A 25076-nucleotide genomic window follows, 5' to 3' on the forward strand; every position below is an offset into this window, starting at 1 on the left:
CCCCGCAGGCCGCCCCAGGGAGCGCGACACGCCGCGCCGCCCTGGGCCCGGCCTGTCAGTCCACGTCGTCGACGCTCGACGGCCCACCGCCATAGGCGCGCTGCGCCAGCGCCGCTTCCATGAAGGGATCGAGCGCGCCGTCCAGCACCTCCTGCGGCGTGCCGGAGGTGACGCCGGTGCGCAGATCCTTCACCAGCTGGTAGGGCTGGAGCACATAGGAGCGGATCTGGTGGCCCCAGCCGATATCGGTCTTGGCGGCCTGATCGGCGGCGGCCTGCGCCTCACGCTTCTTCAGCTCCATCTCGTAGAGCTTGGCGCGCAGCATTTCCCACGCTGTCGCGCGGTTCTTGTGCTGCGAGCGATCGCCCTGCGCGACGACGGCGATGCCGGTCGGGATATGGGTGAAGCGCACCGCCGATTCGGTCTTGTTGACGTGCTGGCCGCCCGCGCCGCCGGAGCGCATCGTGTCGATGCGCAGGTCGCTTTCCTTGATGTCGACCACGATCCGGTCGTCGATCACCGGGTAGACGTCCACGGAGGAGAACGAGGTCTGGCGCCGGGCGTTCGAATCGAAGGGCGAGATGCGCACCAGCCGATGCACGCCGCCTTCGGTCTTCAGCCAGCCATAGGCGTTGTGGCCCTTGACCAGAATGGTCGCCGATTTGAGGCCCGCGGTTTCACCCGCCGACTCTTCGATCAGCTCGACCTTGAAGCCGCGCCGCTCCGCCCAGCGCGTGTACATACGCAGCAGCATGAGCGCCCAGTCCTGGCTGTCGGTGCCGCCGGCGCCGGCATGGACTTCGAGGTAACTGTCATTGGCATCCGCCTCGCCCGACAGCAGCGCCTCGAGCTGGCGGCGTGCGACCTCGGCCTTGAGCTTGGCGAGCGCCGCGGCGGCCTCGGCGACGATGCCCTCGTCGTCCTCCATCTCGCCGAGTTCGATCAGCTCGACATTGTCATTGAGCTCCCGCTCGATCCTCTCCAGCGAATTAAGCCCGTCCTCAAGCGTGCCGCGCTCCTGCATCAGCTTCTGCGCGCGCTCGGGGTCGTTCCACAGGTTCGGATCCTCGGCGAGCGCGTTGAGCTCGGCGAGGCGGGCCTTGGAACGGTCGAAATCAATGTGCTGCCGCAGCAGGACGGCGGCTTCGCGGATTTCGTCGACGCTCGCAGCGAGCTCGGCGCGCATGATCGGACACTCTCGAAAGGACGTGAAAGGCGGCGGAAAATAGAAAGGTTGGTGCAGGCTGTAAACGGCTCCGCCCGGTTTGGCCATAACAGCGTGGGGATGCTTGCATCGCGGCAGGCGCGCTCTAGGCTGGCGCCCCTACCTTGCTACGCTCAGGAACACGCCTATGCATCTTATCGGCATGCTGGATTCGCCCTATGTCCGCCGCACGGCGGTGTCGCTGCGGCTGATGGAGCTGCCTTTCACGCACGAAGCGGTGTCGGTGTTCCGCCATTTCGACCGCTTCGCCACCATCAACCCCGTGGTGAAGGCGCCGACGCTGGTGACGGATGACGGCGTGGTGCTGATGGATTCGACGCTGATCCTCGAACATGCCGAGCGGCTGGCGAACCCAGCCCATTCGCTGGTGCCGGGCGATATCGGCGACCACGCGCGCGGCCAGCGCATCATCGGCCTCGCCCTCGCTGCCTGCGAGAAGGCGGTGCAGATCGTCTATGAGCGCGAGTTGCGCCCGGCGGAGAAGCTGCACCAGCCCTGGCTCGATCGCGTCGCCGGCCAGCTCGGGGCCGCGCTTCGCCTGCTCGATGCAGAACTGGCGGGAACGGAAGGCTGGCTGTTCGGCGAGCGCCCGATGCAGCCGGATATCACCGCCGCCGTCGCCTGGACCTTCATCCGCCATATGGTGCCGGATCATCTGCCGGAAGGCGCGTATCCCGCGATCGTCGCGCTCGCGGCGCGGGCCGAGGCCCTCCCCGCCTTCACGGACTACCCGCACAGCGTGTGAGCGCGACGGCCCGGCGGCTCAGTAGAGGCCGCCGGTGCCGCTGCCGCCGATCGCGCGGTCGGCCTCGGGCGAGACGCCGATCGGATTGCCGGAGGCATCGGTGGCGCCGATGATCGAGTAGCTGTCCGGCGGTGCGGTGCCCGGCTTGAACGCTTCGAGGATCGAATTCTCACCCGGCCCGGCACGCAGACCGGTCTTCGGGTTGATCCGGATCAGCTTCATGCCCGGCGGCACGCGGAACGGCACCGCCGGGCGGTCCGCCAGCGCCACCTGCATGAAATCACGCACCACGGGCGCCGCGAGCAGGCCGCCGGTCGACCCCTTGCCCATCGGCTTGGGCGTATCGAAGCCCAGATAGACGGCCACCACCATGTCCGGGGTAAAGCCGACGAACCAGGCGTCCTTCTCCTCGTTGGTGGTGCCGCTCTTGCCGGCCACCGGCTTGCCGAGAACCTTCAGCGCCGTGCCGGTGCCACGCTGCACCACGCCTTCCATCATCCCGACCAACTGATAGGCGGTCATCGGGTCAAGCACCTGCTCGCGCCGGTCGATCAGCGTCGGCTCGGGCTGGTTCTGCCACTGGGCGGCGTCGCAGCCCCGGCATTCGCGCTCGTCATGCTTGTAGATGGTCTTGCCGTAGCGGTCCTGAATGCGGTCGATCAACGTCGGCTTCACCCGCTTGCCGCCATTGGCGAAGATCGAATAGCCGCCGGCCATGCGCATGGTCGTGGTCTCGCCCGCGCCCAGCGACATGGAGAGCACCGGCAGGAGATTGTCGACGATGCCGAAACGCTTGGCATAGTCGACGATGACCGGCATGCCGATGTCGTTGGCGAGGCGCACCGTCATCACGTTACGCGACTGTTCGAGGCCGAATCGCAGCGTCTGCGGGCCGTAGAACTTGCCGGAGTAGTTTTCCGGCCGCCACGTTGCCTGCCCGGCCTGATTGAGCTCGAACGGCGCGTCGAGAACGATGCTCGACGGCGTGTAGCCATTGTCGATGGCAGCCGCATAGACGAAGGGCTTGAAAGACGAGCCCGGCTGGCGCTGGGCCTGGGTGGCGCGGTTGAACTGGCTCTCGTCGAAGGAGAAGCCGCCGACCATGGCGAGCACGCGCCCGGTCCACGGGTCCATGGCGATGAGCGCGCCCTCGATGCGCGGCTGCTGGCGCAGGCGCCACTGGTCAGGCTTGCCCTGCACCTGCTCGACATAGACGACGTCGCCCGGCTTCAGGATGCTGGCGACGCCGCCCTTGGCGCCGCGCACCGCCCATTTCGCTCCGTCGCCGGTGACCAGCCCGACATCGCGCTGCGAGGTGAGCACGCCCGAGCGGTCGCGCTGCGGCTGGAGGCCGATGCGCGCGCCCTGCGCGTCCGATTCGAGCACGACGGCGAGGTGCCAGGGAATGTCGGTGAAGGTGCGCACATCGGCGAGCCGCGCGCCCCAGTCACCACCCGTGTCGATGCGGGTGACGACCCCGTGCCAGCCGCGCTGTTCGTCATAGCGCGTCAGGCCGGCAAGCAGCGACTCCTTGGCGATCTGCTGCAGTTTGGGGTTCAGCGTGGTGCGGACCGAGAGGCCGCCGCCATAGAGCTTGTCCTCGCCATAGCGCTCGAAGATCTCGCGGCGCACTTCCTCGGCGAAATACTCGGCGGAGAAGATGTGCGCGCCGGTCGGGCGCACGACGACGGAGAGGTCGGTGGCCTTGGCCTCGGTCGCTTGCTGCTCGGTGATGTAGCCGTTCTCGGCCATGCGATCGATCACCCAGTTCCGGCGCTCGACCGCGGCCTCGTGGCGGCGGAACGGGTGGTAGTTGTTCGGGCCCTTGGGCAGCGCGGCAAGATAGGCCGCCTCGGCGATGGTAAGCTCCGATACCGACTTGTCGAAATAGAGCAGCGAGGCGGCGGCGACGCCGTAGGAGCCGATGCCCAGATAGATCTCGTTCAGGTACAGCTCGAGGATCTTGTCCTTCGAATAGGTCCGCTCGATGCGCAGCGCCAGCAGGGCTTCCTTGATCTTGCGGTCGAACGACACCTCATTGGTCAGCAGGAAGTTCTTGGCGACCTGCTGGGTGATGGTCGAGGCGCCCTGCGGGCGGCGGCCGGAGCCGTAATTCTGCACGAAGGCATAGGCGGCGCGGCCGATGCCGGTCACGTCGATGCCGCCATGGGAATAGAAATTCTTGTCCTCGGCCGAGATGAAGGCGTCGAGCACGAGCTTGGGAATGTTCTGGATCGGCAGATAGAGGCGCCGTTCCTTGGCATATTCCGCGACCAGCGAGCCATCGCCCGCGTGGACGCGGGTCATCACCGGCGGCTCATAGTTCTGCAGCTGCGAGTAATCCGGCAGATCCTGCGAGAACTTCCAGACGAAGTACCCCGCGACGGCGCCGCCGACCACGAAAAGGATAGTGCCCAGGGCGAACAGAAAGCCCAAGAACCGCAAAAGCAGCCGCATGCGGCCGTGCCCTCTAAAGCTGGGACATCGCCCGCGCGACGCGCGATCCGAGTCCAATGATGTGACGTCGCCCGCGCCCCCTGTGGGGGGCAACTATGGCCGTATCGCGACCGTTCAGGGCGTGGCGCCGGCCGTTGGGTCACCCGAGGGGCGCCCCATGCTGGCCGGCAGCGCCATGGCCGGGCCGTCGGATGGCTTCTGAGCCGTGAAATAGGCGTTGATCGCGCTCACCATGGCATCGGTGACACTAGACTGCCAGTCCGCCGATGTCATGAGCTCCAGATCGCGCGTGCTGGAAAGATAGCCCAGCTCGAACAGCACGGACGGCACGTCCGGCGCCTTCAACACCTTGAAACCTGCCGATTTGAGCGGCGCCTTGTGCATGCGCGCGCTCTCCTGGACGCTGCCGACCAGCGTGCGCGCGAAATGGGCGGAAAAGTTGCGCGTCTCCCGCTGCGCGAGGTCGAACAGGATGCCGGCGACGTCGGCCGGCTCCTCGGAGAGGTCGAGACCGGCAATCATGTCCGCCTTGTTCTCCGAATCGGCGAGGCGCTGCGCCTCGGCGTCGGAGGCGCGATCGGAGAGCGTGTAGATGGTCGCCCCGCGCGCATCACCATCGCGCGCCGAGAGCGAATCGGCGTGGAGCGAGATGAACAGGCGCGCATTGTTCTCGCGGGCAAAGCGCACGCGCTGGCCGAGCGCGACATAGGTGTCGCTGTCGCGCGTCAGCAGCGGGCGGTACTTGCCGGAACGCTCAAGCTTGGCCTTGAGCTGCTGGGCGATCGCGAGCACGAGATCCTTTTCGGTGACACCGCGCGCCGCGTTCACCGCGCCGGAATCGATGCCGCCATGGCCGGGGTCGATCACGATGACCGGGCGCCGGTCCCCGGAGTCGGCAGCCGCGGCCGGCGGCACCTGCGCCTGGTCCGACTGACGCACCGGCGCGGCGACGGCCTTGAGGAAGCTCGCCCGATCGGTCTTCACGAGGTCGATGACGAGGCGCGCCGGCTGGCCGTCCATCGGCTCCAGCACGAAGGCCTTGTCGATGGTGACGGGCGCGGCGACATCCATGACGATGCGGGCCTTGCCGGGAGCGAACAGGCCGAAGCGATAGGCGCTGACCAGTCCCCGCCCCTCCTGCCCCGCGCTCGCCGGCAGGGCGAACACCACGCCGGGCACGTCGACCACCACGCGGTAAGGGTCCGCCAGGGTGAAGGCACCGAGCGGCACGGCGCGGGAGAGGTCGATCACCAGGCGCGTGCGCTCGCCGTCACCGGCTAGGCGCGCATCGGTCGCGACCGCCGGCTCGGTGCTGGCCGCCGGGCTTGCGGCAGGGCTTGCGGCAGGCGCCTGTGCGGCCACGGGCAAGGCCACGCCGGCGCCAAGCAGCGCCGCCGACAATCCAAGCCCGAACATCGCCTTGCGCCAGTTCATCGTGTCTGGAAGCCTCCGGCAGGATCATGTGAGGGATATGGCGCGCGGGCGCCTCTCCCAGGGATTTCTACCCGAAATAGGAAGGGCTGGTTAACCCTTCCTTGCCGGCAAGGCGCTGACGGGGGCGTGACGTGGCCCGGCGGCCACGCGGGGGCGACGCGCCGTCGACGCGGTTAGGACACGATCCTTGCCAAATCGGCACGCATGCCGCTATTAAGAGCATGCATATGGTTCGCATTCCGGGTCGCTCGCTGGACGTCCGGCTTACGCGGTCCGACGGCGCGGGGCGTCCCTGATCCGGGGTGCCCGTCGACGGTCATGATTGGGCCCCTCGCGGGCGCTTGGCCGAGAACAGCGGAACACGTTCCGCGCGCCGGGTACCGCTGTCGCCGACGTTGTTTCCGGGCCCCGGCCGCCGGACGGTCGCGCTCATTCGTCGCGCGCTGTCCCCCGGACACCGCCGCCATGTGCCTTGAGCCGGATCGCTCCCGATCGCGGCTTGCCCTGTTCGGTCGAGGAATGGACGGCAGCACACGATGACGCGTCAGCCGGCAAGTGCGGACCAGATGGCAGGCGGGCTTCTGCACCGCAGCCATGTCCGCCGGGCCGCGTTGCGCCTTCGCCGTCCGCGCCGCGTGATTGCGGCGTCATTTCCTTATTCCTTCCTGTTCAGCGACCTGTTTTCGGTCCGTCCTTACTGGCACGGCTTCCGCCGTCCGGCGTCCCAGCGGACGTCGACGCCGCCGTTGCCGCATATGAGAGTTCAATGGCCAACAAGATGCTCATCGACGCCACCCACCCGGAGGAGACCCGGGTTGTGGTGGTGCGCGGCAATCGAGTCGAGGAATTCGACTTCGAGGCTGCCAACCGCAAGCCGCTGCGCGGCAACATCTACCTCGCCAAGGTAACGCGGGTAGAACCTTCCCTGCAGGCCGCCTTCATCGAGTATGGCGGCAACCGGCATGGCTTCCTCGCCTTCAGCGAGATCCATCCCGATTACTACCAGATCCCGGTCGCCGACCGGCAGGCGCTGCTCGACGAGGAAGAGCGCCAGCAGCGCAAGGAAGCCGAGGCCGAGAACGAGGACAAGCCGAAGGGCCGCGTCCGCCGTGGCCGTGGCGCCGCAAAAGATGCGAACGGCGACGAGACCGTCTCCGAGGCCACTTCTGACGACAGCGAGGACGCTGCCGAGGAAAAGCCGCGCGGCCGCAACCGCCGTCGTCCCTCCGCGCAGGCCTCGTCCGATGACGAGGGCGGCGGCGAGGTCGAGGAGATCGCCGGCGAGGAAGAAGTCGTCGAGCAGGTTGGTTCCGACGATGCGCTGGAGGAAGTTCCCGAGCGCGGCGCGCCGCGCGTGCGGGCCCGCCAGTACAAGATCCAGGAAGTCATCAAGCGCCGGCAGATCATGCTGGTGCAGGTCGTCAAGGAAGAGCGCGGCAACAAGGGCGCGGCGCTCACCACCTATCTGTCGCTCGCCGGCCGCTATTCGGTGCTGATGCCGAACACCGCCCGTGGCGGCGGCATCTCGCGCAAGATCACCTCGGCCGACGACCGCAAGCGCCTCAAGGAAGTTGCCTCCGATCTCGATGTGCCGGAGGGGATGGGCGTCATCCTGCGCACCGCTGGCGCCAACCGCACCAAGACCGAGATCAAGCGCGACTTCGAATATCTCCTGCGCCTGTGGGAGAATGTGCGCGAGCTGACCCTCGGCTCGACCGCACCCTCGCTGGTGTATGAGGAAGGCTCGCTGATCAAGCGTTCGATCCGCGACCTCTACAACAAGGACATCGACGAGGTTCTGGTCTCCGGCGACGAGGGCTATCGCGAGGCCAAGGACTTCATGCGCATGCTCATGCCGAGCCATGCGAAGAACGTGAAGCCCTACAAGGAATTGCAGCCGATCTTCACCCGCTTCGGGGTGGAGAGCCAGCTCGACGCGATGTTCCTGCCCCAGGTCCAGCTCAAGTCCGGCGGCTATCTCGTCATCAACCCGACGGAGGCGCTGGTCTCGATCGACGTGAACTCGGGGCGCTCGACACGCGAGCACAATATCGAGGACACGGCGCTCAAGACCAACCTTGAAGCCGCCGAAGAGGTCGCCCGCCAGCTCCGCCTACGCGATCTTGCCGGTCTCGTCGTGATCGACTTCATCGACATGGACGAGAAGCGCAACAACCGGGCGGTCGAGCGCAAGCTCAAGGACTGCCTGAAGAACGACCGCGCGCGCATCCAGCTCGGCCGCATCTCGCATTTCGGCCTGATGGAGATGAGCCGCCAGCGCATTCGCACCGGCGTGCTGGAGAGCTCCACCGAGGTCTGCCCGCATTGCGGCGGCACCGGCCATGTGCGTTCCTCGCCCTCGGTCGCGCTGCAGCTTCTGCGCGCGGCGGAGGACATGCTCCAGCGCTCCAACACGCATAACCTCATCGTCCGCACCCGGACCGAGAACGCGCTCTATGTGCTCAACCACAAGCGCGGGCATCTGCATGAGCTGGAAGCGCGCTTCGGCGTCGCCATCACCATCAGCGCCGACCCGACGCTGACCGGCCTCACGCCCTTCGCCATCGACAAGGGCGAGGCGGTGCCGAACCCGATCCCCCTGCCCCGCCCGGCGGAGATCCTGCCCGAGCCCGAGGACATCGAGCCGGATGTCGTGGAGGAGCCCGAGGAAGAGGAAGAGACCGAGGTTCACGAGCCCCGCGAGGCGCGCGAGCCCCGTCCCGCCGCTGCGACGGCCGAGGCCAATGGCGATGCCGCCACGGCCGAGGGCAACAAGCGTCGCCGTCGTCGGCGTCGGCGTCGGCGTGGCGGCCAGAATGGCGAGAACGGTCATCGCTCCGGCGAGAATGGCGGGCTGGAGACGGCCGGCGCCGAGTTCGAGGACGATGGCGACGATAATGGCGACGAGGGCGAGTCGGGCACGGACAACGTGACCGAGGCGACCGAGACCCACGTGCTCGAGACCCACGTGATCGAGACCTCCGCGCCCGAGACGGGCGCCGAGACCGACGCGCCGGTTGCCGGCGATGTCGCGGTCGACGTGACCGAGGCGGCGCCCGTCGCCAGCGACGAGGTTGTGGCCGAGGAGCCCGCCGCCGAGGACGCCAAGCCGCGTCGCGGTCGTCGGGGCGGCCGTCGCACCCGTGGCGCCAAGGCCGAGGCGGACGCCACTGCCGAAGGCACGGCTGGCGAGGCGACGACCGAGGCTGCTGCCGAGGTAACCCCGGAAGCAACGCCCGAGGCTCCCGTCGAGGCCGCGCCGGTCAAGGCGACCGAAGCCAAGCCGCGCCGTCGCCGGTCCACCGTGCGGGAGCCCGCCCCGGTCGCCGTGACCGAGGAAAGCGCGTCGGTGACGCCGGACGCCCCCGTCGCGGCCGAGCCGGCCACGGACGCGCCGGGCCCGGAAGTCGCGTCGACGGAAGCCTCCAGCGAGGCCACTGTTGAGACAGCCCCGGCCGAGACCGCGCCGGCGCCGGTCCAGACGGCTTCCGCCGCGCCCGAGCCGGACCGTCCGCGCCGCACCGGTTGGTGGCAGCGCAAGATCTTCGGCGAGTGAGCCTCGCGGCTCTCGACCCACAACAGCAAAACGGCGCCTCACGGCGCCGTTTTCGTTTTGAGATGCGGCGAGCCTGCGGACGGTTCAGCCACGCCGCAGGAAGTCGCCGATCCGCTCCACCGCCTCCGCCATCTCGGCGGGCGCGCCGGCATAGGAGAGGCGCAGATAATGGTGGCCGCGATGCGGGTCGAAATCGACGCCCGGCGTCGCCGCCACATGGGCTTCATCAAGCAGGCGGCGGGCGAAGGCGGCGGAATCGTCGGTGAAGCGCGACACGTCGGCATAGAGATAGAAGGCGCCGTCCACGGGGAGAAACTCCGGCAGCCCGGCCTTGGGCAGGCCCTGCGTCAGGATCAGCCGGTTCTCCTCATAGCCGTGCTTGACCGCCTCCATCTCCGCCGCGCCGTCAAAGGCGGCCTCGGCGGCGATCTGCGAGAGGGTCGGCACGGAGATCATCAGGTTCTGCTGCAACCGCTCCACCGCGCGCACCAACGGCGCCGGCATCACCATCCAGCCGACGCGCCAGCCGGTCATGCAGAAATATTTCGAGAAGGAATGGATGATCGCCGCCTCAAGGCTGATCGCCGCCGCCGTCGCGGCCGGAAAAGCATAGTCCAGCCCGTGATAGATCTCGTCCGAGATGAAGCGGATGCCGAGACTCTCGGCAGTGGCGATGAGCTCGGCCAGCGCCTCCGGGCGCATCATCGTGCCGGTCGGGTTGGCCGGGCTCGCCACGAGAATGCCCTTGAGCGGCGTGCGGGCATGGGCGGCACGCAGCGCCTCGGGCATGATGACCCAGCGCGAGGTGGCATCCGTCTCGATCAGCACCGGCTCGCAGCCCAGCGCCGTCAGGATGTGGCGATAGGGCGGATAGCCGGGATTGGCGATCGCCACCCGGTCCCCCGCCTCGAACATCGAGAGAAAGGCGAGCAGGAACCCGGCTGACGACCCCGTCGTCACGACGACGCGCGCCGGGTCGAGATCGAGCCCATAGGTCTCGCCATAATGGCGGGCGATGCGGGCGCGCAGCCCCGGCAGGCCGAGCGCGGTGGTGTAGCCGATGCGCCCATGCTCCAGCGCCCGCTTCGCCGCCTCGCGGGCGGTGTGGGGGGCCGGCGCGGCGGGCTGGCCGACCTCCATATGGATGACCCGCCCGCCCTCGGCCTCGATGCGCGCCGCCCGCTCCATCACGTCCATGACGATGAAAGGCGCGATGTCGCTGCGCCGCGAGGCGCCGGCAAGCAGGGCGACGGCCTCGACGGGAGAGGTGGCGCGTGGTGCGGTCATGTTGCTCAACCTTGCCGTTCCGCCGTATCCGCGCCGCAATCTCCGGCTGGTCTCGGGCTACGTTCAATGGAAGATGATCCGCGGATGACTTGACCCTGCCGTCACGACAGCGTCAGGTCGCCCGCACATTGCTGCGTTCGATGGATGATGCCTCTGCTGCGCCTTGACAACCCCTCGCTTCGGCTGACGCACCGTCCCGCTGGCCGTGGTCGCCATTTGGGCCGCCGCGCGGGCGGGCGTGGCCTGCTGCGCGGGCTGGCGACCGGCCTCGGCTTTCTTGCCGTGGGCGCGCTCGACATGCAGCCGGCAATGGCGCAATCCAAGCGCAACCCGACGATCATCCGCGACGCGGAGATCGAGACACTGATGCGCGACTACACCCGTCCGATCTTCAAGGTGGCGGGGCTTACGCAGCAGAACATCCAGGTCGTCCTGATCGGCGACGATTCGTTCAACGCCTTCGTCGCCGACGGCAAGCGCATCTTCATCAACACCGGCACGCTCAAGCAGTCGGCGACGCCGAACGAGGTCATCGGCGTGCTCGCCCATGAAACTGGCCACATCGCCGGCGGGCATCTCGCGCGGATGCGCCAGCAGATGGAAAACGCGCAGACCGCCGCCATTGTCGGCATGCTGCTCGCCGCTGGCGGCATGGCGGCGGGTGTGTCCACCGGCTCCAATATGGGCGGCTCCGCCGGCGCCGGCGCGATGACCATGCCGCAGGAGATCGTCCGGCGCTCGCTGCTGGCCTATCAGCGCAGCGAGGAGCAGGCGGCCGACCGCTCGGCCCTCACCTATCTCAACGCCACCAAGCAGTCGCCGGCGGGCATGCTCAAGACCTTCGAGCGCCTGCAGAACGACCAGATCTTCATCAGCCAGCGAATCGACCCCTACGCGATCAGCCATCCCATGGCGGCCGAACGCATCGCGGTGCTGGAAGACCTCGCGCATAAGAGCCCTTATTTCGACGTCAAGGATCCGCCGGAGCTTCAGGCCCGCCACGACATGATGCGGGCCAAGCTGGTCGGCTACACCCAGACGCCGGATGGCGTGGCGCGCATCTATGGCCCGCAGGGCAACACGCTGCCGGCGCGCTATGCGCGGGCGATCTCGGCCTATCGCTATGGCAACATCAACGACGCGATCCGCCAGATCGACGCGCTCATCGCCGAGCAGCCGCGCAACCCCTATTTCTACGAGATCAAGGGTCAGGCCTATCTGGAAGCCGGCCGCGGGCGCGACGCCATCGGTCCGCTGCGCCGCGCGGTCGAGCTGTCCGACGGCAACCCGCTCATCCGCATGCTGCTCGGCCAGGCGCTGATCGCCACCAATGACAAGAGCCTGATGGACGAGGCCGTGCGCGAGCTCAATTTCGGCCTGCAGCGCGAACCGTCCTCGCCGATTGGCTGGCGCTACCTCGCCATGGCCTATGGCCAGCGCGGCGACTATCCCAATGCCGACCTCGCCTCCGCCCAGTCCGCCCTGCTCAGCGGCGAGTACAAGCTGGCGCGCGAACTGGCGACGCGCGCCAAGACCAAGTTCCCGCTCGGCTCGCCCGGCTGGCTGAAGGCCGACGACATCCTCAATTTCAAGCCGCCGCAAGAAGCCATGCGGCGCAAGCCAACACCGTAACGGAGAGACACATGCCGCTCACCCTTCTTAGCCGCGCCGGCCGCAGGCTCATTGCCGCGAGCCTTGCCGCGAGCCTCGCGATCGGCATGGGCGTCGCTCCGGCGGCGGCTCTGGACGACGCGCAGCGCAAGGAATTCGAAGGCGTCATCCGGGAGTACCTGATCAAGAATCCCGAGGTGATCCAGGAAGCCATCATGGAGCTGCAGAAGCGCCAGGCGGCGAATGAGTCGAACCAGCGCCAGCAGGCGCTCACCACCATGAAGCCCTTGGTGTTCGATTCCCCGCGCGGCGTGGTCATCGGCAACCCCTCTGGCGACGTCACGCTGGTCGAGTTCTTCGACTATAATTGCGGCTATTGCCGCCGGGCGCTGGCCGACATGCAGCAGCTCATGAAGGGCGACCCCAAGCTCAAGGTCGTGCTGAAGGAATTCCCGGTGCTCGGACCGGGCTCGGTGGAGGCCGCGCAGGTGGCCGTCGCCGTGCGCCTCACCGCGCCGGACAAGTACTATGCCTTCCACGAGAAGCTGCTGAGCGAGCGCGGCCAGGCCAACAAGGCCAAGGCGCTGGAGGCCGCCGCGGCGGTCGGCATCGACAAGGCCGCGCTGGAGAAGGCGCTCGCCAATCCCGAGGTCAACGCCACGCTGCAGGAGAACCTCAAGGTGGCCGACGCGCTCGGCATCGACGGCACGCCCTCCTATGTGGTGGGTGACGCAGTCATCGTCGGCGCAGTCGGCCACGACCAGATCAAGAGTGCCGTGGATTCCGTGCGGAGCTGCGGCAAGACCCAGTGCTGAGCCCGAGCGGGCGGACAATCGGGCACGCGCGCGAAAGCCTGTGAACGGCCCCGCCACCGGCCTCAGGCCACGACAGCGGCCCCCGCGGCGCGATTCGCCGCTGGGGGTTACTGCGTCTGCATGCGCGGCGGGGCTTGGCGTTCACGCGGGCTTTGCCTATAACCCCGCGGCTGCCCGGCACGCGCCGGGCGGAAGCTGGCTCTTTGAGGCGCGATGACGGACACCGTCCACGTCCTGAACGGACCGAACCTGAACCTGCTCGGCACGCGCGAGCCGGAGGTGTATGGCCGTGCGACGCTGGCGGATGTCGAAGCCGCCTGCCGCGCCGCCTGCGATCGACACGGGCTCGGCCTCGTGTTCCGCCAGACCAACCATGAGGGCGAGTTGGTCACCTGGCTGCAGGAAGCGCGCGGGAGTCTGGGCGTCGTGCTCAACGCCGCCGCCTATACCCACACTTCCGTCGCCCTTGGCGACGCCATCAAGGCCGTCGGCCTCAATGTCGTCGAAGTCCACTTGTCCAACGTCTTCGCGCGCGAAGCCTTCCGCCATCATTCCTATATCTCGCCGGTCGCCCGTGGGGTGATCTGCGGCCTGGGGATCGAGGGCTACCGGCTCGCCATAGACGCGCTGGCCGCAGCCCGCGTGAACTGAGGGGGACGGGGCGACCGTCACGGGATCATGATGAAAACCAACAAGCCGAACATCGACCCCGCGCTGGTGCGCGAGATCGCCAACCTCCTCTCCGAGAGCGACCTCACGGAGATCGAAGTCCAGCAGGAGGATCTGCGTATCCGCGTCGTGCGCGCCGCGCCGACCGTTTATGCCGCTCCCGCGCCGGTCACCGTGGCTGCCGCGCCTGTTGCCGCGGCTCCCGCTGCCGCTGCGCCGGTCGCCGCCGCGAGCGACGATCCCGCCAAGCATCCCGGCGTCGTGCCCTCGCCGATGGTGGGCACCGCCTATCTCGGCCCGGAGCCGGGCGCCCGGTACTTCATCGATGTCGGCTCGGTCGTGAAGGAAGGCCAGACGCTCCTCATCGTCGAGGCGATGAAGACCATGAACGCGATTCCCGCGCCCCGCGCCGGCACCGTGACCCGAATCCTCGTGGAGAATGCGCAGCCGGTCGAATATGGCGAGCCACTCCTGATCATCGAGTGAGGCGCGCCTGATGTTCGGCAAGATCCTGATTGCCAATCGCGGCGAGATCGCCCTGCGCGTGCTGCGCGCCTGCAAGGAAATGGGCATCGCCACCGTGGCGGTTCATTCCACCGCCGACGCCAACGCCATGCATGTGAAGCTGGCCGATGAGAGCGTCTGCATCGGCCCGCCGCCCGCCAAGGACAGCTACCTCAACATCCCCGCCTTGCTCGCCGCCTGCGAGATCACCGGCGCCGAGGCGGTGCATCCCGGCTACGGCTTCCTGTCGGAGAATGCGCGCTTCGCCGAGATCCTGATCGATCACGGCGTCGCCTTCATCGGGCCCAAGCCCGAGCATATCCGCATCATGGGCGACAAGATCGAGGCCAAGCGCACCGCCAAGAAGCTCGGCATCCCCTGCGTGCCCGGCTCGGAAGGCGGCATCACCTCGGATGACGAGGCGGCCCGCGTCGCCGAGGAGATCGGCTTCCCCGTGCTCATCAAGGCCGCCGCCGGCGGTGGCGGGCGCGGCATGAAGGTCGCCCGCGCGCCGGACGAGCTGTCCTCAGCCCTCTCCCAGGCCCGCTCGGAAGCCCGCGCCGCCTTCGGCGACGACGCGGTCTATATCGAGAAGTATCTCGGCACGCCCCGCCACATCGAGATCCAGGTGCTCGGTGACGGCCAGGGCAACGCCATCCATCTCGGCGAGCGCGATTGCTCGCTGCAGCGCCGGCACCAGAAGGTGTGGGAGGAAGCCCCCTCCCCGACCATCACCGCCGAGCAGCGCGCCCGCATCGGCGAGACCGTCGCCCAGGCGATGCGCGACATGAAATATCTCGGCGCGGGCACCATCGAGTTCCTGTACGAGAATGGCGAGTTCTACTTCATCGAGATGAACACCCGCATCCAGGTGGAGCATCCGGTGACCGAGGCGATCACCGGCATCGACCTGATCGCCGAGCAGATCCGCGTCGCTGCCGGCCAGCCGCTCGGCATTAAGCAGGAAGACGTGGTGCTGAACGGCCACGCCATCGAGTGCCGGGTGAACGCCGAGCATCCCCGCACCTTCCGTCCCTCGCCGGGCAAGATCTCCTACTGGCACACGCCGGGCGGCCTTGGCGTGCGGATCGATTCGGCGGTCTATCAGGGCTATTCGATCCCGCCCTATTACGACAGCATGATCGGCAAGCTGATCGTGCACGCCAAGTCGCGCGAGGAATGCCTCAACCGGCTGCGCCGCGCGCTCAACGAGTTCGTGGTGGAGGGCATCGAGACCACGCTGCCGCTGTTCCGCGAACTGGTCGAGAACCCCGACATCCAGCGCGGCGCCTACGACATTCACTGGCTGGAGCACTTCCTGGCCGCCGGCGAGCCGGGCTCCTGAGCCGGGCGACACCATCTTCACACGACCATCATGGCCGGGCTCGTCCCGGCCATTTCTGTTGCGGCCGCCGCGCTCCCCATCGCTGAGCCGATTGTGAGCGGTCACGGCCGCCGGCGCCTTCACAGCACCGCCTATCTCCGTCATTCTGGCGTCATGTCACGCCCGCGCGAACATCAGGTCGAGATCACACCGGAAGTCCTGCTGAAGGCCTATGCCTGCGGCATCTTCCCCATGGCCGAAAGCGCCGACGATCCCGGCCTCTACTGGATCGAGCCGGAGCGGCGCGGCGTCATCCCGCTCGACGACTTCGCTATTTCCAGCCGCCTCGCCCGCACCGTTCGCTCAGATCGCTTCGAGGTGCGGATCGACCATGATTTCGAGGCGGTGATCGACGGCTGCGCCGCCCCGGCGGACGGGCGCGGCTCGACCTGGATCAACCGGCGCATCCGCAAGCTCTATTGCGACCTTTACGAGCGCGGCCACTGCCACTCGGTCGAGACCTGGGAGAATGGCGTGCTGGTCGGCGGGCTCTACGGGGTGCGGCTCGGGCGGGCCTTCTTCGGCGAGAGCATGTTCCACACCGCGCGCGATGCCTCGAAGGTGGCGCTGGTGCATCTGGTGGGCCGGCTGCGCAAGGGCGGCTTCACCCTGCTCGACACCCAGTTCGTCACCGATCACCTGCGCAGCTTCGGCGCGATCGAGGTCACGCGGCGGCACTATCACCGGCTGCTGACACAGGCGCTGGAGGGCGAGGGTGATTTCTACTGCTGGCCGCCCGGCGAGGCGATCACCGGCGCGGTCTGCTTGCAGTCGGTCAGCCACACATCATAGATCGGGTGCTCGACACCGTGCAGGCCGGGGCTTGAGGCGAACATCCAGCCGCCGAACAGCGGCTGCACCTTCCCGTCCAGCGTGATTTCCTGAACCTCGACGAAGCCGGTGGTGTTCTGCGACTCCGTTACCGGCCGCGTATAGCAAGCGCGCGGGGTGATGCGCAGCGCGCCGAACTGCACGGTCTCGTTCACCGCCACGTCGAAGGAGATGATGCGGCCGGTGATCTTGTCGAGGCCGGAAAACACGGCGGTCTTGTTCACCACCTTCTCGGCCGGGGGTTGCACCACCTCAATGTCGCCGCTCGGGCCGACCGTCGCCTGGCCGGGCACGTCCGGCTGGGCCGGGGCGGGCTGGCGCACCTCGCCGCCTTCAGGCGGGGCCATGATGGACGGCACGCCGGCGCCGCCGGGCGGGGGCGAATCGGGATTGGTCACCGCGCCGGGCGGCGGGGCGAGCGGCTGCGATTCGACCCCGCCCTGCCAGCCCTGCTGGGCAGCCAGCGGCGCGCTCAGCGCGAGCGATGCCGCGGCGGCGAGAAGGAGGATACGGATCGGGGCGGAAAGCATCGCAAGGCCTCGGAAATCGCGCGCCGGCCGGGGCGCGCGCCTCGCGTCAAGATGCGGGGCAATGCGGCGATGTCGGGGCGGGCCCGCGCGAAAGCCGGTCCAGGAACCGGAACATGGCGCGGGCAGACTCACCCGCGACGGTTCACTCGGGCGTCCACGCCTTGTAGTCGCCGGTGACGGCGGGGCGGTGGCCGAAGCCGACAGTGGAACCGGCCGGGCGATAGGCCGCGGGGGTGCCGGTCGGGTTGGCGCGGTGCGGCTTCTCCCACTCGCGGGCGACATAGGTTTCCTGCGGCGGGGCGACATCGCTGCGCTGGTGCATCCAGGCGTGCCAGCCCGGCGGAATGGCGGTCGCCTCGGCGGGGCCGTTATAGATCACCCAGCGGCGCTCGAAGCCGAGCGCGGGATCGATCTTGCCGCCCTTGGTCCGGTAGTACTTGTTGCCCTGCTCATCGGTGCCGACGAATTCACCGTGGCGCCACGTATGGAAACGCGTGCCCATGGTCTGGCCGTTCCACCAGGTGAAGGTCTCGGTGAGGAAGTCGGAAAGCTTCACGGAAATCGTCCCTGCGCCGGCTGGAAGATGGGGCGGAACATGCCACCCGGACCGCCCGGTGTCCAGCGCGCGCAAGCCTTGCGGGCACCGAACCCACCTGAACAGGGGCCTCGCGCGCTCGCGCGCGAGCATGCGAGAGCGCGCGCCTCACGTAATTGTGGACAGATCGTCCTTTCGTGGCGGCGGCCCCAACGACCTGTCACAAAGCGCCGCCCACCGCTTATTGGCCGCGGGCGCGCCCCATGCCCGTCTTCCCCGCTGTCCACCGGCCGGGAGAACGCCTTGCGTCTGGACTCTCGGTGCGAATCCGCGCGTCATAGACAACTAATGGGTGGAGTTGCGGGTGCGCACACACCACATACGAGATGTAGGGCTTTGTTTACGAGTGCCCACTATCTCTTGACGTCACACGTAGAGTCGTACAGGTTGCGTTTCGTCCCCGACTGCGGCGGCAAGCCGATGACCCGGGGGCAAATCCAAGCCCGTTGCGTTGCGATTTCGGTCCTGTGACCGAGAGCCGACAACGCATGTCCGGGCTTTGGAACACGGAAACGATAGGCGCCGGCGGCGGTTGTTTTCGTGAGGGACTGACGGGGACGCGCTCGGACGGAGATTCGAGCCAATTCAATTCGAGTGCGCCGGACGGGGCGCACCGCGAACCGGGGACGACGATCATGCGCATCGAGCGCCGCTATACCACAGCCGGCCAGTCACCTTACGCCGCGATGGCGTTCCGCAAGGCGACGAGCGAAATTCGCAATCCTGACGGGTCGGTGGTGTTCCGCCTCGAAGGCATCGACGTGCCCGAGCATTTCTCGCAGGTGGCCACCGACATCCTCGCGCAGAAGTATTTCCGCAAGGCCGGCGTCCCCGCGCGGCTGAAGAAGGTCGAGGAGGAGACCGTCCCCTCCTTCCTCTGGCGCGGTGCGGCCGATGAGAAGGTGCTCGGCGGCCTCCCCGAGAAGGAGCGCTATATCGGCGAGGTCGACGCGCGGCAGGTCTTCGACCGCCTCGCCGGCACCTGGACCTATTGGGGCTGGAAGGGCGGCTATTTCGATTCGGAAGTCGACGCCCAGGCGTTCTTCGACGAGCACCGCTACATGCTGGCCATGCAGATGGCCGCGCCCAACTCGCCGCAGTGGTTCAACACCGGCCTGCACTGGGCCTATGGCATTGACGGCCCGAGCCAGGGCCATTTCTACGTCGATTACGTCACCGGCAAGCTGACCCGCTCGAAGTCCTCCTACGAGCACCCGCAGCCGCATGCTTGCTTCATCCAGTCCGTGGGCGACGACCTCGTGAATGAGGGCGGCATCATGGACCTGTGGGTGCGCGAGGCGCGCCTGTTCAAATATGGCTCGGGCACCGGCTCGAACTTCTCGGCGCTGCGCGGCGAGGGCGAGAAGCTCTCCGGCGGCGGCCGCTCCTCCGGCCTCATGTCGTTCCTGAAGATCGGCGACCGCGCCGCCGGCGCCATCAAGTCGGGCGGCACCACGCGCCGCGCCGCCAAGATGGTAGTGGTCGACGTCGATCACCCGGACATCGAGACCTATGTCGACTGGAAGGTGAAGGAGGAGCAGAAGGTCGCCGCTCTCGTCACCGGCTCCAAGATCGTCGCCAAGCACATGAAGGCCGTGATGAAGGCCTGCGTGAACTGCGAGGGCGAGAATGGCGATTGCTACGACCCGGAGAAGAACCCGGCGCTGAAGCGCGAGATCCGCGCCGCCAAGAAGGCGCTGGTACCGGAGAACTACATTCACCGCGTCATCCAGTTCGCCAAGCAGGGCTACACCGACATCGACTTCCCGATCTACGATACGGATTGGGATTCCGAGGCGTATCTCACCGTCTCCGGCCAGAACTCGAACAACTCGGTGCGGGTCGATGACGACTTCCTCACCGCGGTCGAGGCCGATGGCGACTGGAACCTCACCTCGCGCATCACCGGTAAGGTGACGAAGACTCTCAAGGCCGCCGAGCTGTGGGAGAAGATCGGCCACGCCGCCTGGGCCTGCGCCGATCCGGGCATCCAGTTCCACACCACCATCAATGACTGGCACACCTGCCCGGCCGCCGGCCCGATCCGCGCGTCCAACCCGTGCTCCGAGTACATGTTCCTCGACGACACGGCGTGCAACCTCGCCTCGCTGAACCTGCTGCAGTTCCGCAAGGCCGACGGCACCTTCGACGTGGCGAGCTATGAGCACGCCTGCCGCCTGTGGACCGTGGTTCTCGAAATCTCGATCCTGATGGCGCAGTTCCCGTCGAAGGAGATCGCCAAGCTCTCCTACGAGTACCGCACCCTCGGCCTCGGCTACGCCAACATCGGCGGCCTGCTGATGACCTCGGGCATCCCCTATGACTCCGCCGAGGCCCGCGCCTATTGCGGCGCCCTCACCGCGATCATGACCGGCGTCGCCTATGCCACCTCGGCCGAAATGGCCAAGGAGCTCGGCCCCTTCGCCGGCTACAAGCCCAACGCGACCGAGATGCTGCGCGTGATGCGCAACCACCGCCGCGCCGCCTATGGCGAGAAGGGCGGCTATGAGGGGCTGAACACCAACCCCGTGCCGCTCGACCACGCCAAGGTGCCGGAGCCGATCCTCATCGAGCGCGCCAAGGCGACCTGGGACCAGGCGATTGCCCTCGGCGAGGCCCATGGCTACCGCAACGCCCAGACCACGCTGCTCGCGCCCACCGGCACGATCGGCCTCGTCATGGATTGCGACACCACCGGCATCGAGCCCGACTTCGCGCTGGTGAAGTTCAAGAAGCTGGCCGGCGGCGGCTACTTCAAGATCATCAACCGCGCCGTGCCGGAGGCGCTGCGCACGCTCGGCTATTCCGAGAGCCAGCTCGCCGAGATCGAGGCCTATGCCGTCGGCCATGGCTCGATCACCCAGGCGCCGGCCATCAACCATGGCTCGCTGCGCGCCAAGGGCTTTGACGACGCGATGCTCGCCAAGGTCGATGGCAGCGTGAAGAGCGCCTTCGACATCAAGTTCGTCTTCAACCGCTGGACGCTCGGCGACGAGGCACTGGCCAAGCTCGGCGTGCCCGCCGACAAGCTGATCGATCCCGCCTTCGACCTGCTCACCTTCCTCGGCTTCTCGAAGAAGGACATCGAGGCCGCGAACATCCATGTCTGCGGCGCCATGACCCTGGAGGGCGCGCCCTTCCTCAAGGTCGAGCACTACCCGGTGTTCGACTGCGCCAATCCGTGCGGGCGCATCGGCAAGCGCTACCTCTCGGTCGAGAGCCACATCCTGATGATGGCGGCGGCGCAGCCCTTCCTCTCGGGCGCGATCTCCAAGACCATCAACATGCCGAACGACGCCACGGTGGAGGACTGCAAGCAGGCCTACATGCTGTCCTGGCGCCTGGCGCTGAAGGCCAACGCGCTCTACCGCGACGGCTCGAAGCTCTCCCAGCCGCTCAACTCGCAGCTCGTTTCCGACGAGGATGACGAGGAGGACACGCTCGAGGCCCTGCTGGAGAAGCCCGCCGCCGCGCGCGCCACGCAGATCACCGAGAAGATCGTCGAGAAGGTCATCGAGCGCGTGGTCGCCATCCGCGACCGCGAGAAGATGCCCGATCGCCGCAAGGGCTACACCCAGAAGGCGGTGGTCGGCGGCCACAAGGTCTATCTGCGCACCGGCGAATATGATGATGGCCGCCTCGGCGAGATCTTCATCGACATGCACAAGGAAGGCGCGGCGCTGCGCTCCTTCATCAACAACTTCGCCATCTCGGTGTCGCTGGGTCTCCAGTACGGCGTGCCGCTGGAGGAGTATGTCGACGCCTTCACCTTCACCCGCTTCGAGCCCGCCGGCCCGGTGCAGGGCAACGACACGATCAAATACGCCACCTCGATCCTCGACTACATCTTCCGCGAGCTGGCCGTGTCCTATCTCGCCCGCAACGATCTCGGCCATGTCGATCACAGCGAGTCGAATTTCGACGCGCTCGGCAAGGGCGTGGATGAGGGCAAGGCGGCGCCCGGCGTCACCCCGGCCTCGCGCATGGTCTCCAAGGGCCTGACGCGCGGCCGCTCGGTCGGGCTGATGGTGGTGCCGGCCGGCTCCACCGTGACCCCGGCCGCCTCGCAGTCCACCTCGAACGTCACCGCCCTGCGCGGCGCCGTTCAGGGCGCGACCGCCCTCAAGGCGGAGCCGGAGATCGAGGAAGACGAGGCGCTCGGCGCCACCGACGCCCTGCCCTGGGCCGCCCCGGCCGCGGCCCCCGCCGCTGCCGCTGGCCCGAGCAAGTCGGAAGCCCGCGCCATCGCCCGCGCCAAGGGCTATGAGGGCGAATCCTGCCCCGAGTGCCAGAACTTCACCATGGTGCGCAACGGCACCTGCCTGAAGTGCGAGACCTGCGGCTCGACGACCGGCTGCAGCTGAGGCAAGGTCAGACTCATGTTCGACCACCTCATCCATGCCGACTGGAGCATGGATGAACGGAAGAGATGGATGACGATGGCCACCCGTCAGAAGGACGGGTGGCTTATCGATTCCGCCTGCCAGGCGGCGTCGCCCTCTGTCTTTGTTAAAGAACTTGCGGAGATTGGCCAGAATGGACGCCTTCTGGTCGGCTTCGACTTTCCGATCGGCGTGCCATCAGCCTATGGCGTGCAAACCGGCTTTGCTGATTTTCCGGCCGCACTGAGAGCCTTCGGAGAGGGCGACTGGTCCGAGTTTTTCAAGGTCGCCGACATTCCGGCGGAGATTTCCCTGCGACGGCCGTTCTATCCCCGCGTCTCCCGCAAGGGGAGCGCACGGATTGAGCTCGCCGCGGGCCTTGGCGTGCCCATGTTCGCCGACCTGCTGCGGAAATGCGAACGCAGGACGCAATATGGCCCTGAAGGCTGCGTCTTGTTCTGGACTCTCGGCGGCAACCAAGTCGGCAAAGGCGCACTGACTGGCTGGCGCGAGGTGATCCGGCCCGCCATGCTAGACGGCGCTCGGCTGTGGCCATTTGACGGCACTCTGGACGAACTGTCGCAAAGCGCTGGTGTGGTGCTTGCGGAGACCTATCCGGCGGAGGCCTACACCATTTTTGATGGTCGCTTTCTCCGTAGCGAAAGCAAGGGCCGGCAGGTCGACCGCTTAAACAAGGCTCCCGCCATCCATCGCTGGGCGCTCGCCAACTCAGTACAGCTGTCGCCGTCACTTATCGCTCAGATCGACACGGGCTTCGGTCCGAGAAAGACAGGCGAGGACGCTTTTGATGCCTTTGCCGGCATCGTCAAGATGATCGAAGTGGCCGAACGGCGTCGGAAAGAGATTAGCCATCCGTGGCCAGAGACAACGGTCTGGGAAGGCTGGATTCTCGGACGATAGCCCGCCCGCCGGTCCGACCGACACGCGTCATATCTGGATTGCCGATGAACACGCCCCCCACCCTCACCACGCCCCGCCTGATCCTACGCCCGCACCGGCTTGAGGATTTCGAGGCCTATGCGGCGATGTGGGCGGAGCCGGCGGTGGTGCGGTTCATTGGCGGGCAGGGTTTTTCCCGCGAGGTGGCGTGGAACCGGTTCCTGCGCCATCCGGGCCTGTGGCACTTTCTCGGCTTCGGCCATTTCGCGATTGAAGAGCGTGCCACCGGCGCCTTCATCGGCGAGGCCGGCTTTCATGATTTCCGCCGCGCCCTCTCTCCCTCGCTGGAGGGGACGATGGAGGCCGGCTGGGTGTTCGCCGGCGCGGCGCATGGCAAGGGCTATGCGCGTGAGGCGATGACGGCCGTGCTCGGCTGGGCGGATGCGCATCATCCCACACGGCGCCTCACCGCGATGATCGAGGAGAGCCACGCCGCCTCGCTGCATATCGCCGGCACGCTCGGCTTCACCCGCTTCGCCGGGGCGCTCTATGGCGGGCGGGACATGGTGCTGCTGGAGCGCGCGCGGCCCGGCACACCGACGAGTTACCTTCCCTAGAGGAAGATTCCTGACGCCGCGCATGTTTCAGAACGACGCGGGCCGCGCGGCAGGGGCACGCCAGCATCTCTGTGGCGCCACCACCCTCACCGCCCCCGCCAGCACAAAAAAGCCGCCGCTCCGGCGGGAGCGGCGGCTTCATGCGGGACGCCTGGTGCGACCCGGAGGCGTATCAGCCCACGCGCAGGTTGACCGCGGAGGTCTTGCCCGAACGCTGGTCGGTCTGCAGCTCGAAGGAAACCTTCTCGCCGTCGCGCAGGCCCTGCAGGCCCGAACGCTGAACCGCGCTGATATGGACGAACACGTCCTTGCCCGCGCCATCAGGCTGGATGAAGCCGTAGCCCTTCTGGTCGTTGAACCACTTCACGGTGCCGGTCTGGGTAGACATCAGGGTAGTCTCACGTCATCGAGGTTGCACATTCAGCAGGCGCGTGGCACCTGCCGCTGGGTCGAATTTGGAAGAAAAGCTGAACGTGCACCCGGCAACGCCAAGGTGAAACGGCCCAGAGTCCAGCCAAAATCTGGCATGAAGACTAGCGCGAATGCGCGCCAATGCAAGGGCCGGTGCCGTCGCGGAAAGCCGCTTTAGCCGGCAAATGTCGCCGCCTCGCCCGCACCAGGCGACAAGACGGCGACATTCAGATCTTGTCTAAACAGGCGGCGCGCCGCCCGTTGCTCCCGGACCGCTCAGAGCGGGCGCAGGTTCACCGCCGAGGTCTTGCCCGAGCGCTGGTCCGTCTGCAGCTCGAAGGAGACCTTCTCGCCCTCGCGCAGGCCCTGCAGGCCCGAGCGCTGCACGGCGCTGATATGGACGAACACGTCCTTGCCCGAGCCATCCGGCTGGATGAAGCCGTAGCCCTTCTGCTCGTTGAACCACTTAACGGTGCCGGTATCAGCCATAGAAAGAAACCTTAGGAGACCAGGATTTTTGGCGGCGAACGCCGGATGACGCCCGCCGGCAGACGGCTTGTGCGAAAACCTGTGCGCCCGCGGGCGGCGCAGTCCTTCGGTCAAATCCGTGCACGTTCAGATTGGCGAGGAATATGGCTTTTAGACGGCAAAAATCGCCACACTTCCGCCCCATATGCGGCAGAACTGCGATGAGTTTCCTGGCGGGAAAAGGCCGGCTTTTCGCCGGCCCACAGCGCTAGCGTTCAGTAGCAATAGTCATAGCTGACGCGCACCACGCGCCCGTTCGGGTAGCGGTAATGGCAGTTGCCGCGGCGGACGTAATAGTAGCCCTGCGGGCCACGATTGCGCCCGATTACCGCGCCGGCGCTCGCCCCGATGGCGCCGCCAAGCAGCACGCCGGTGCCGGTGCCGATCAGCACCCCGCCAAGGAGCGCGCCGGTGAGCCCGCCGATCACCGCGCCCTCCGCCGCGCCGCCATTGCCCGCGCGAGCGGGAGAAGAGGCCAGGCACGGGGCGGCGAGGCACAGGGCGACGGCAAGGAAGACGGCGCAGCGGCGAAACATCATGAACCTCCCCGGCGCGGCGCGAACCAGCCGCGCTCCAGCGGGAGGACGGTACGTGG

At 67.4% G+C, this 25076-nt stretch carries 20 protein-coding genes; 11 read left to right on the forward strand and 9 right to left on the reverse strand.

What is annotated here, in order from left to right; genetic code table 11:
- Window positions 1–55: 55 nt before the first annotated feature.
- Entirely contained in the window at window positions 56–1186 is a 1131-nt protein-coding gene (gene prfB, locus OU996_RS17825) for a peptide chain release factor 2 (RefSeq protein WP_267582935.1), read from the reverse strand.
- 166 nt (window positions 1187–1352) lie between these two features.
- Between prfB and OU996_RS17830 the strand changes: the two genes are divergently transcribed.
- The gene (locus tag OU996_RS17830; RefSeq protein ID WP_267582936.1) at window positions 1353–1970 is read left to right on the forward strand and encodes a glutathione S-transferase family protein; all 618 of its coding nucleotides are present in this window, start codon (window positions 1353–1355) and stop codon (window positions 1968–1970) included.
- An 18-nt stretch (window positions 1971–1988) separates the two neighbouring features.
- Here OU996_RS17830 and OU996_RS17835 read toward each other — a convergent pair whose 3' ends face one another.
- Together OU996_RS17835 and OU996_RS17840 are read right to left on the reverse strand one after the other, a co-directional pair.
- Entirely contained in the window at window positions 1989–4427 is a 2439-nt protein-coding gene (locus tag OU996_RS17835; RefSeq protein WP_267582937.1) for a penicillin-binding protein 1A, read from the reverse strand.
- 114 nt (window positions 4428–4541) lie between these two features.
- Window positions 4542–5861, reverse strand: coding sequence for an N-acetylmuramoyl-L-alanine amidase (locus OU996_RS17840; RefSeq protein WP_267582938.1), 1320 nt, complete (start codon window positions 5859–5861; stop codon window positions 4542–4544).
- A 766-nt stretch (window positions 5862–6627) separates the two neighbouring features.
- Between OU996_RS17840 and OU996_RS17845 the strand changes: the two genes are divergently transcribed.
- On the forward strand, window positions 6628–9417 hold the full coding sequence (locus tag OU996_RS17845; protein WP_267582939.1) for an Rne/Rng family ribonuclease: 2790 nt from the start codon (window positions 6628–6630) through the stop codon (window positions 9415–9417).
- Window positions 9418–9501: 84 nt separating this feature from the next.
- On the opposite strand, the gene OU996_RS17850 is transcribed toward OU996_RS17845, so the two are convergent.
- Entirely contained in the window at window positions 9502–10704 is a 1203-nt protein-coding gene (locus OU996_RS17850) for a pyridoxal phosphate-dependent aminotransferase (RefSeq protein ID WP_267582940.1), read from the reverse strand.
- Window positions 10705–10848: 144 nt separating this feature from the next.
- On the opposite strand from OU996_RS17850, the gene OU996_RS17855 reads away from it, so the two are divergent.
- The 6 genes from OU996_RS17855 to aat all read left to right on the forward strand — a co-directional run bounded on the left by OU996_RS17855 (window position 10849) and on the right by aat (window position 16479).
- On the forward strand, window positions 10849–12336 hold the full coding sequence (locus OU996_RS17855) for a M48 family metalloprotease (RefSeq protein ID WP_267582941.1): 1488 nt from the start codon (window positions 10849–10851) through the stop codon (window positions 12334–12336).
- 11 nt (window positions 12337–12347) lie between these two features.
- Window positions 12348–13130 (forward strand): DsbA family protein, encoded by a 783-nt coding sequence (locus OU996_RS17860; protein ID WP_267582942.1) that lies wholly within the window; start codon window positions 12348–12350, stop codon window positions 13128–13130.
- A 213-nt stretch (window positions 13131–13343) separates the two neighbouring features.
- On the forward strand, window positions 13344–13781 hold the full coding sequence (gene aroQ, locus OU996_RS17865) for a type II 3-dehydroquinate dehydratase (protein WP_267582943.1): 438 nt from the start codon (window positions 13344–13346) through the stop codon (window positions 13779–13781).
- A gap of 30 nt (window positions 13782–13811) precedes the next feature.
- Entirely contained in the window at window positions 13812–14285 is a 474-nt protein-coding gene (gene accB / locus OU996_RS17870; protein WP_267582944.1) for an acetyl-CoA carboxylase biotin carboxyl carrier protein, read from the forward strand.
- Window positions 14286–14295: 10 nt separating this feature from the next.
- Window positions 14296–15648 (forward strand): acetyl-CoA carboxylase biotin carboxylase subunit, encoded by a 1353-nt coding sequence (gene accC, locus OU996_RS17875; RefSeq protein ID WP_267582945.1) that lies wholly within the window; start codon window positions 14296–14298, stop codon window positions 15646–15648.
- 153 nt (window positions 15649–15801) lie between these two features.
- Window positions 15802–16479, forward strand: coding sequence for a leucyl/phenylalanyl-tRNA--protein transferase (aat, locus tag OU996_RS17880; protein ID WP_267582946.1), 678 nt, complete (start codon window positions 15802–15804; stop codon window positions 16477–16479).
- Here the strand turns inward: aat and OU996_RS21475 are convergent.
- Both OU996_RS21475 and OU996_RS17890 read right to left on the reverse strand, forming a co-directional pair.
- Complete coding sequence (locus tag OU996_RS21475; RefSeq protein WP_420712648.1) at window positions 16410–17048, reverse strand: DUF2155 domain-containing protein; 639 nt, start codon at window positions 17046–17048, stop codon at window positions 16410–16412. The two genes, aat and OU996_RS21475, sit on opposite strands and share 70 nt — an antisense overlap.
- 142 nt (window positions 17049–17190) lie before the next feature.
- Window positions 17191–17604, reverse strand: a complete 414-nt coding sequence (locus tag OU996_RS17890; RefSeq protein ID WP_267582947.1) for an NADH:ubiquinone oxidoreductase subunit NDUFA12 — start codon at window positions 17602–17604, stop codon at window positions 17191–17193.
- A gap of 674 nt (window positions 17605–18278) precedes the next feature.
- On the opposite strand from OU996_RS17890, the gene OU996_RS17895 reads away from it, so the two are divergent.
- Genes OU996_RS17895 through OU996_RS17905 form a run of 3 tightly spaced genes read left to right on the forward strand, consistent with a single transcriptional unit; the run spans window position 18279 to window position 23542 of the window.
- The gene (locus tag OU996_RS17895) at window positions 18279–22007 is read left to right on the forward strand and encodes a vitamin B12-dependent ribonucleotide reductase (protein ID WP_267582948.1); all 3729 of its coding nucleotides are present in this window, start codon (window positions 18279–18281) and stop codon (window positions 22005–22007) included.
- Between the two features lie 15 nt (window positions 22008–22022).
- Window positions 22023–22946, forward strand: coding sequence for a DUF429 domain-containing protein (locus OU996_RS17900; protein WP_267582949.1), 924 nt, complete (start codon window positions 22023–22025; stop codon window positions 22944–22946).
- 44 nt (window positions 22947–22990) lie between these two features.
- Entirely contained in the window at window positions 22991–23542 is a 552-nt protein-coding gene (locus tag OU996_RS17905) for a GNAT family N-acetyltransferase (RefSeq protein ID WP_267582950.1), read from the forward strand.
- A gap of 172 nt (window positions 23543–23714) precedes the next feature.
- Here the strand turns inward: OU996_RS17905 and OU996_RS17910 are convergent, their stop codons facing one another.
- The 3 genes from OU996_RS17910 to OU996_RS17920 all read right to left on the reverse strand — a co-directional run bounded on the left by OU996_RS17910 (window position 23715) and on the right by OU996_RS17920 (window position 25020).
- Window positions 23715–23930 (reverse strand): cold-shock protein, encoded by a 216-nt coding sequence (locus OU996_RS17910; protein WP_013165949.1) that lies wholly within the window; start codon window positions 23928–23930, stop codon window positions 23715–23717.
- A gap of 299 nt (window positions 23931–24229) precedes the next feature.
- Window positions 24230–24442, reverse strand: a complete 213-nt coding sequence (locus OU996_RS17915) for a cold-shock protein (protein ID WP_213755755.1) — start codon at window positions 24440–24442, stop codon at window positions 24230–24232.
- 254 nt (window positions 24443–24696) lie between these two features.
- Complete coding sequence (locus OU996_RS17920) at window positions 24697–25020, reverse strand: hypothetical protein (protein WP_267582951.1); 324 nt, start codon at window positions 25018–25020, stop codon at window positions 24697–24699.
- Window positions 25021–25076: the final 56 nt, after the last annotated feature.

It is taken from the genome of Ancylobacter sp. SL191 (genome assembly GCF_026625645.1).
Taxonomy (GTDB): domain Bacteria; phylum Pseudomonadota; class Alphaproteobacteria; order Rhizobiales; family Xanthobacteraceae; genus Ancylobacter.

What these genes read in the sequence shown, in the direction of transcription:
- OU996_RS17920 (WP_267582951.1), bottom strand. Translation starts at nt 25,020, where the DNA reads ATGATGTTTCGCCGCTGCGCCGTCTTCCTTGCCGTCGCCCTGTGCCTC.
- OU996_RS21475 (WP_420712648.1), bottom strand. Translation starts at nt 17,048, where the DNA reads ATGCTTTCCGCCCCGATCCGTATCCTCCTTCTCGCCGCCGCGGCATCG.
- prfB (WP_267582935.1), bottom strand. Translation starts at nt 1,186, where the DNA reads ATGCGCGCCGAGCTCGCTGCGAGCGTCGACGAAATCCGCGAAGCCGCC.
- OU996_RS17910 (WP_013165949.1), bottom strand. Translation starts at nt 23,930, where the DNA reads ATGTCTACCCAGACCGGCACCGTGAAGTGGTTCAACGACCAGAAGGGC.
- OU996_RS17900 (WP_267582949.1), top strand. Translation starts at nt 22,023, where the DNA reads ATGTTCGACCACCTCATCCATGCCGACTGGAGCATGGATGAACGGAAG.
- OU996_RS17835 (WP_267582937.1), bottom strand. Translation starts at nt 4,427, where the DNA reads ATGCGGCTGCTTTTGCGGTTCTTGGGCTTTCTGTTCGCCCTGGGCACT.
- OU996_RS17830 (WP_267582936.1), top strand. Translation starts at nt 1,353, where the DNA reads ATGCATCTTATCGGCATGCTGGATTCGCCCTATGTCCGCCGCACGGCG.
- OU996_RS17850 (WP_267582940.1), bottom strand. Translation starts at nt 10,704, where the DNA reads ATGACCGCACCACGCGCCACCTCTCCCGTCGAGGCCGTCGCCCTGCTT.
- OU996_RS17895 (WP_267582948.1), top strand. Translation starts at nt 18,279, where the DNA reads ATGCGCATCGAGCGCCGCTATACCACAGCCGGCCAGTCACCTTACGCC.
- accB (WP_267582944.1), top strand. Translation starts at nt 13,812, where the DNA reads ATGAAAACCAACAAGCCGAACATCGACCCCGCGCTGGTGCGCGAGATC.
- OU996_RS17915 (WP_213755755.1), bottom strand. Translation starts at nt 24,442, where the DNA reads ATGGCTGATACCGGCACCGTTAAGTGGTTCAACGAGCAGAAGGGCTAC.
- accC (WP_267582945.1), top strand. Translation starts at nt 14,296, where the DNA reads ATGTTCGGCAAGATCCTGATTGCCAATCGCGGCGAGATCGCCCTGCGC.
- aroQ (WP_267582943.1), top strand. Translation starts at nt 13,344, where the DNA reads ATGACGGACACCGTCCACGTCCTGAACGGACCGAACCTGAACCTGCTC.
- OU996_RS17855 (WP_267582941.1), top strand. Translation starts at nt 10,849, where the DNA reads ATGATGCCTCTGCTGCGCCTTGACAACCCCTCGCTTCGGCTGACGCAC.
- OU996_RS17860 (WP_267582942.1), top strand. Translation starts at nt 12,348, where the DNA reads ATGCCGCTCACCCTTCTTAGCCGCGCCGGCCGCAGGCTCATTGCCGCG.
- aat (WP_267582946.1), top strand. Translation starts at nt 15,802, where the DNA reads ATGTCACGCCCGCGCGAACATCAGGTCGAGATCACACCGGAAGTCCTG.
- OU996_RS17905 (WP_267582950.1), top strand. Translation starts at nt 22,991, where the DNA reads ATGAACACGCCCCCCACCCTCACCACGCCCCGCCTGATCCTACGCCCG.
- OU996_RS17845 (WP_267582939.1), top strand. Translation starts at nt 6,628, where the DNA reads ATGGCCAACAAGATGCTCATCGACGCCACCCACCCGGAGGAGACCCGG.
- OU996_RS17840 (WP_267582938.1), bottom strand. Translation starts at nt 5,861, where the DNA reads ATGAACTGGCGCAAGGCGATGTTCGGGCTTGGATTGTCGGCGGCGCTG.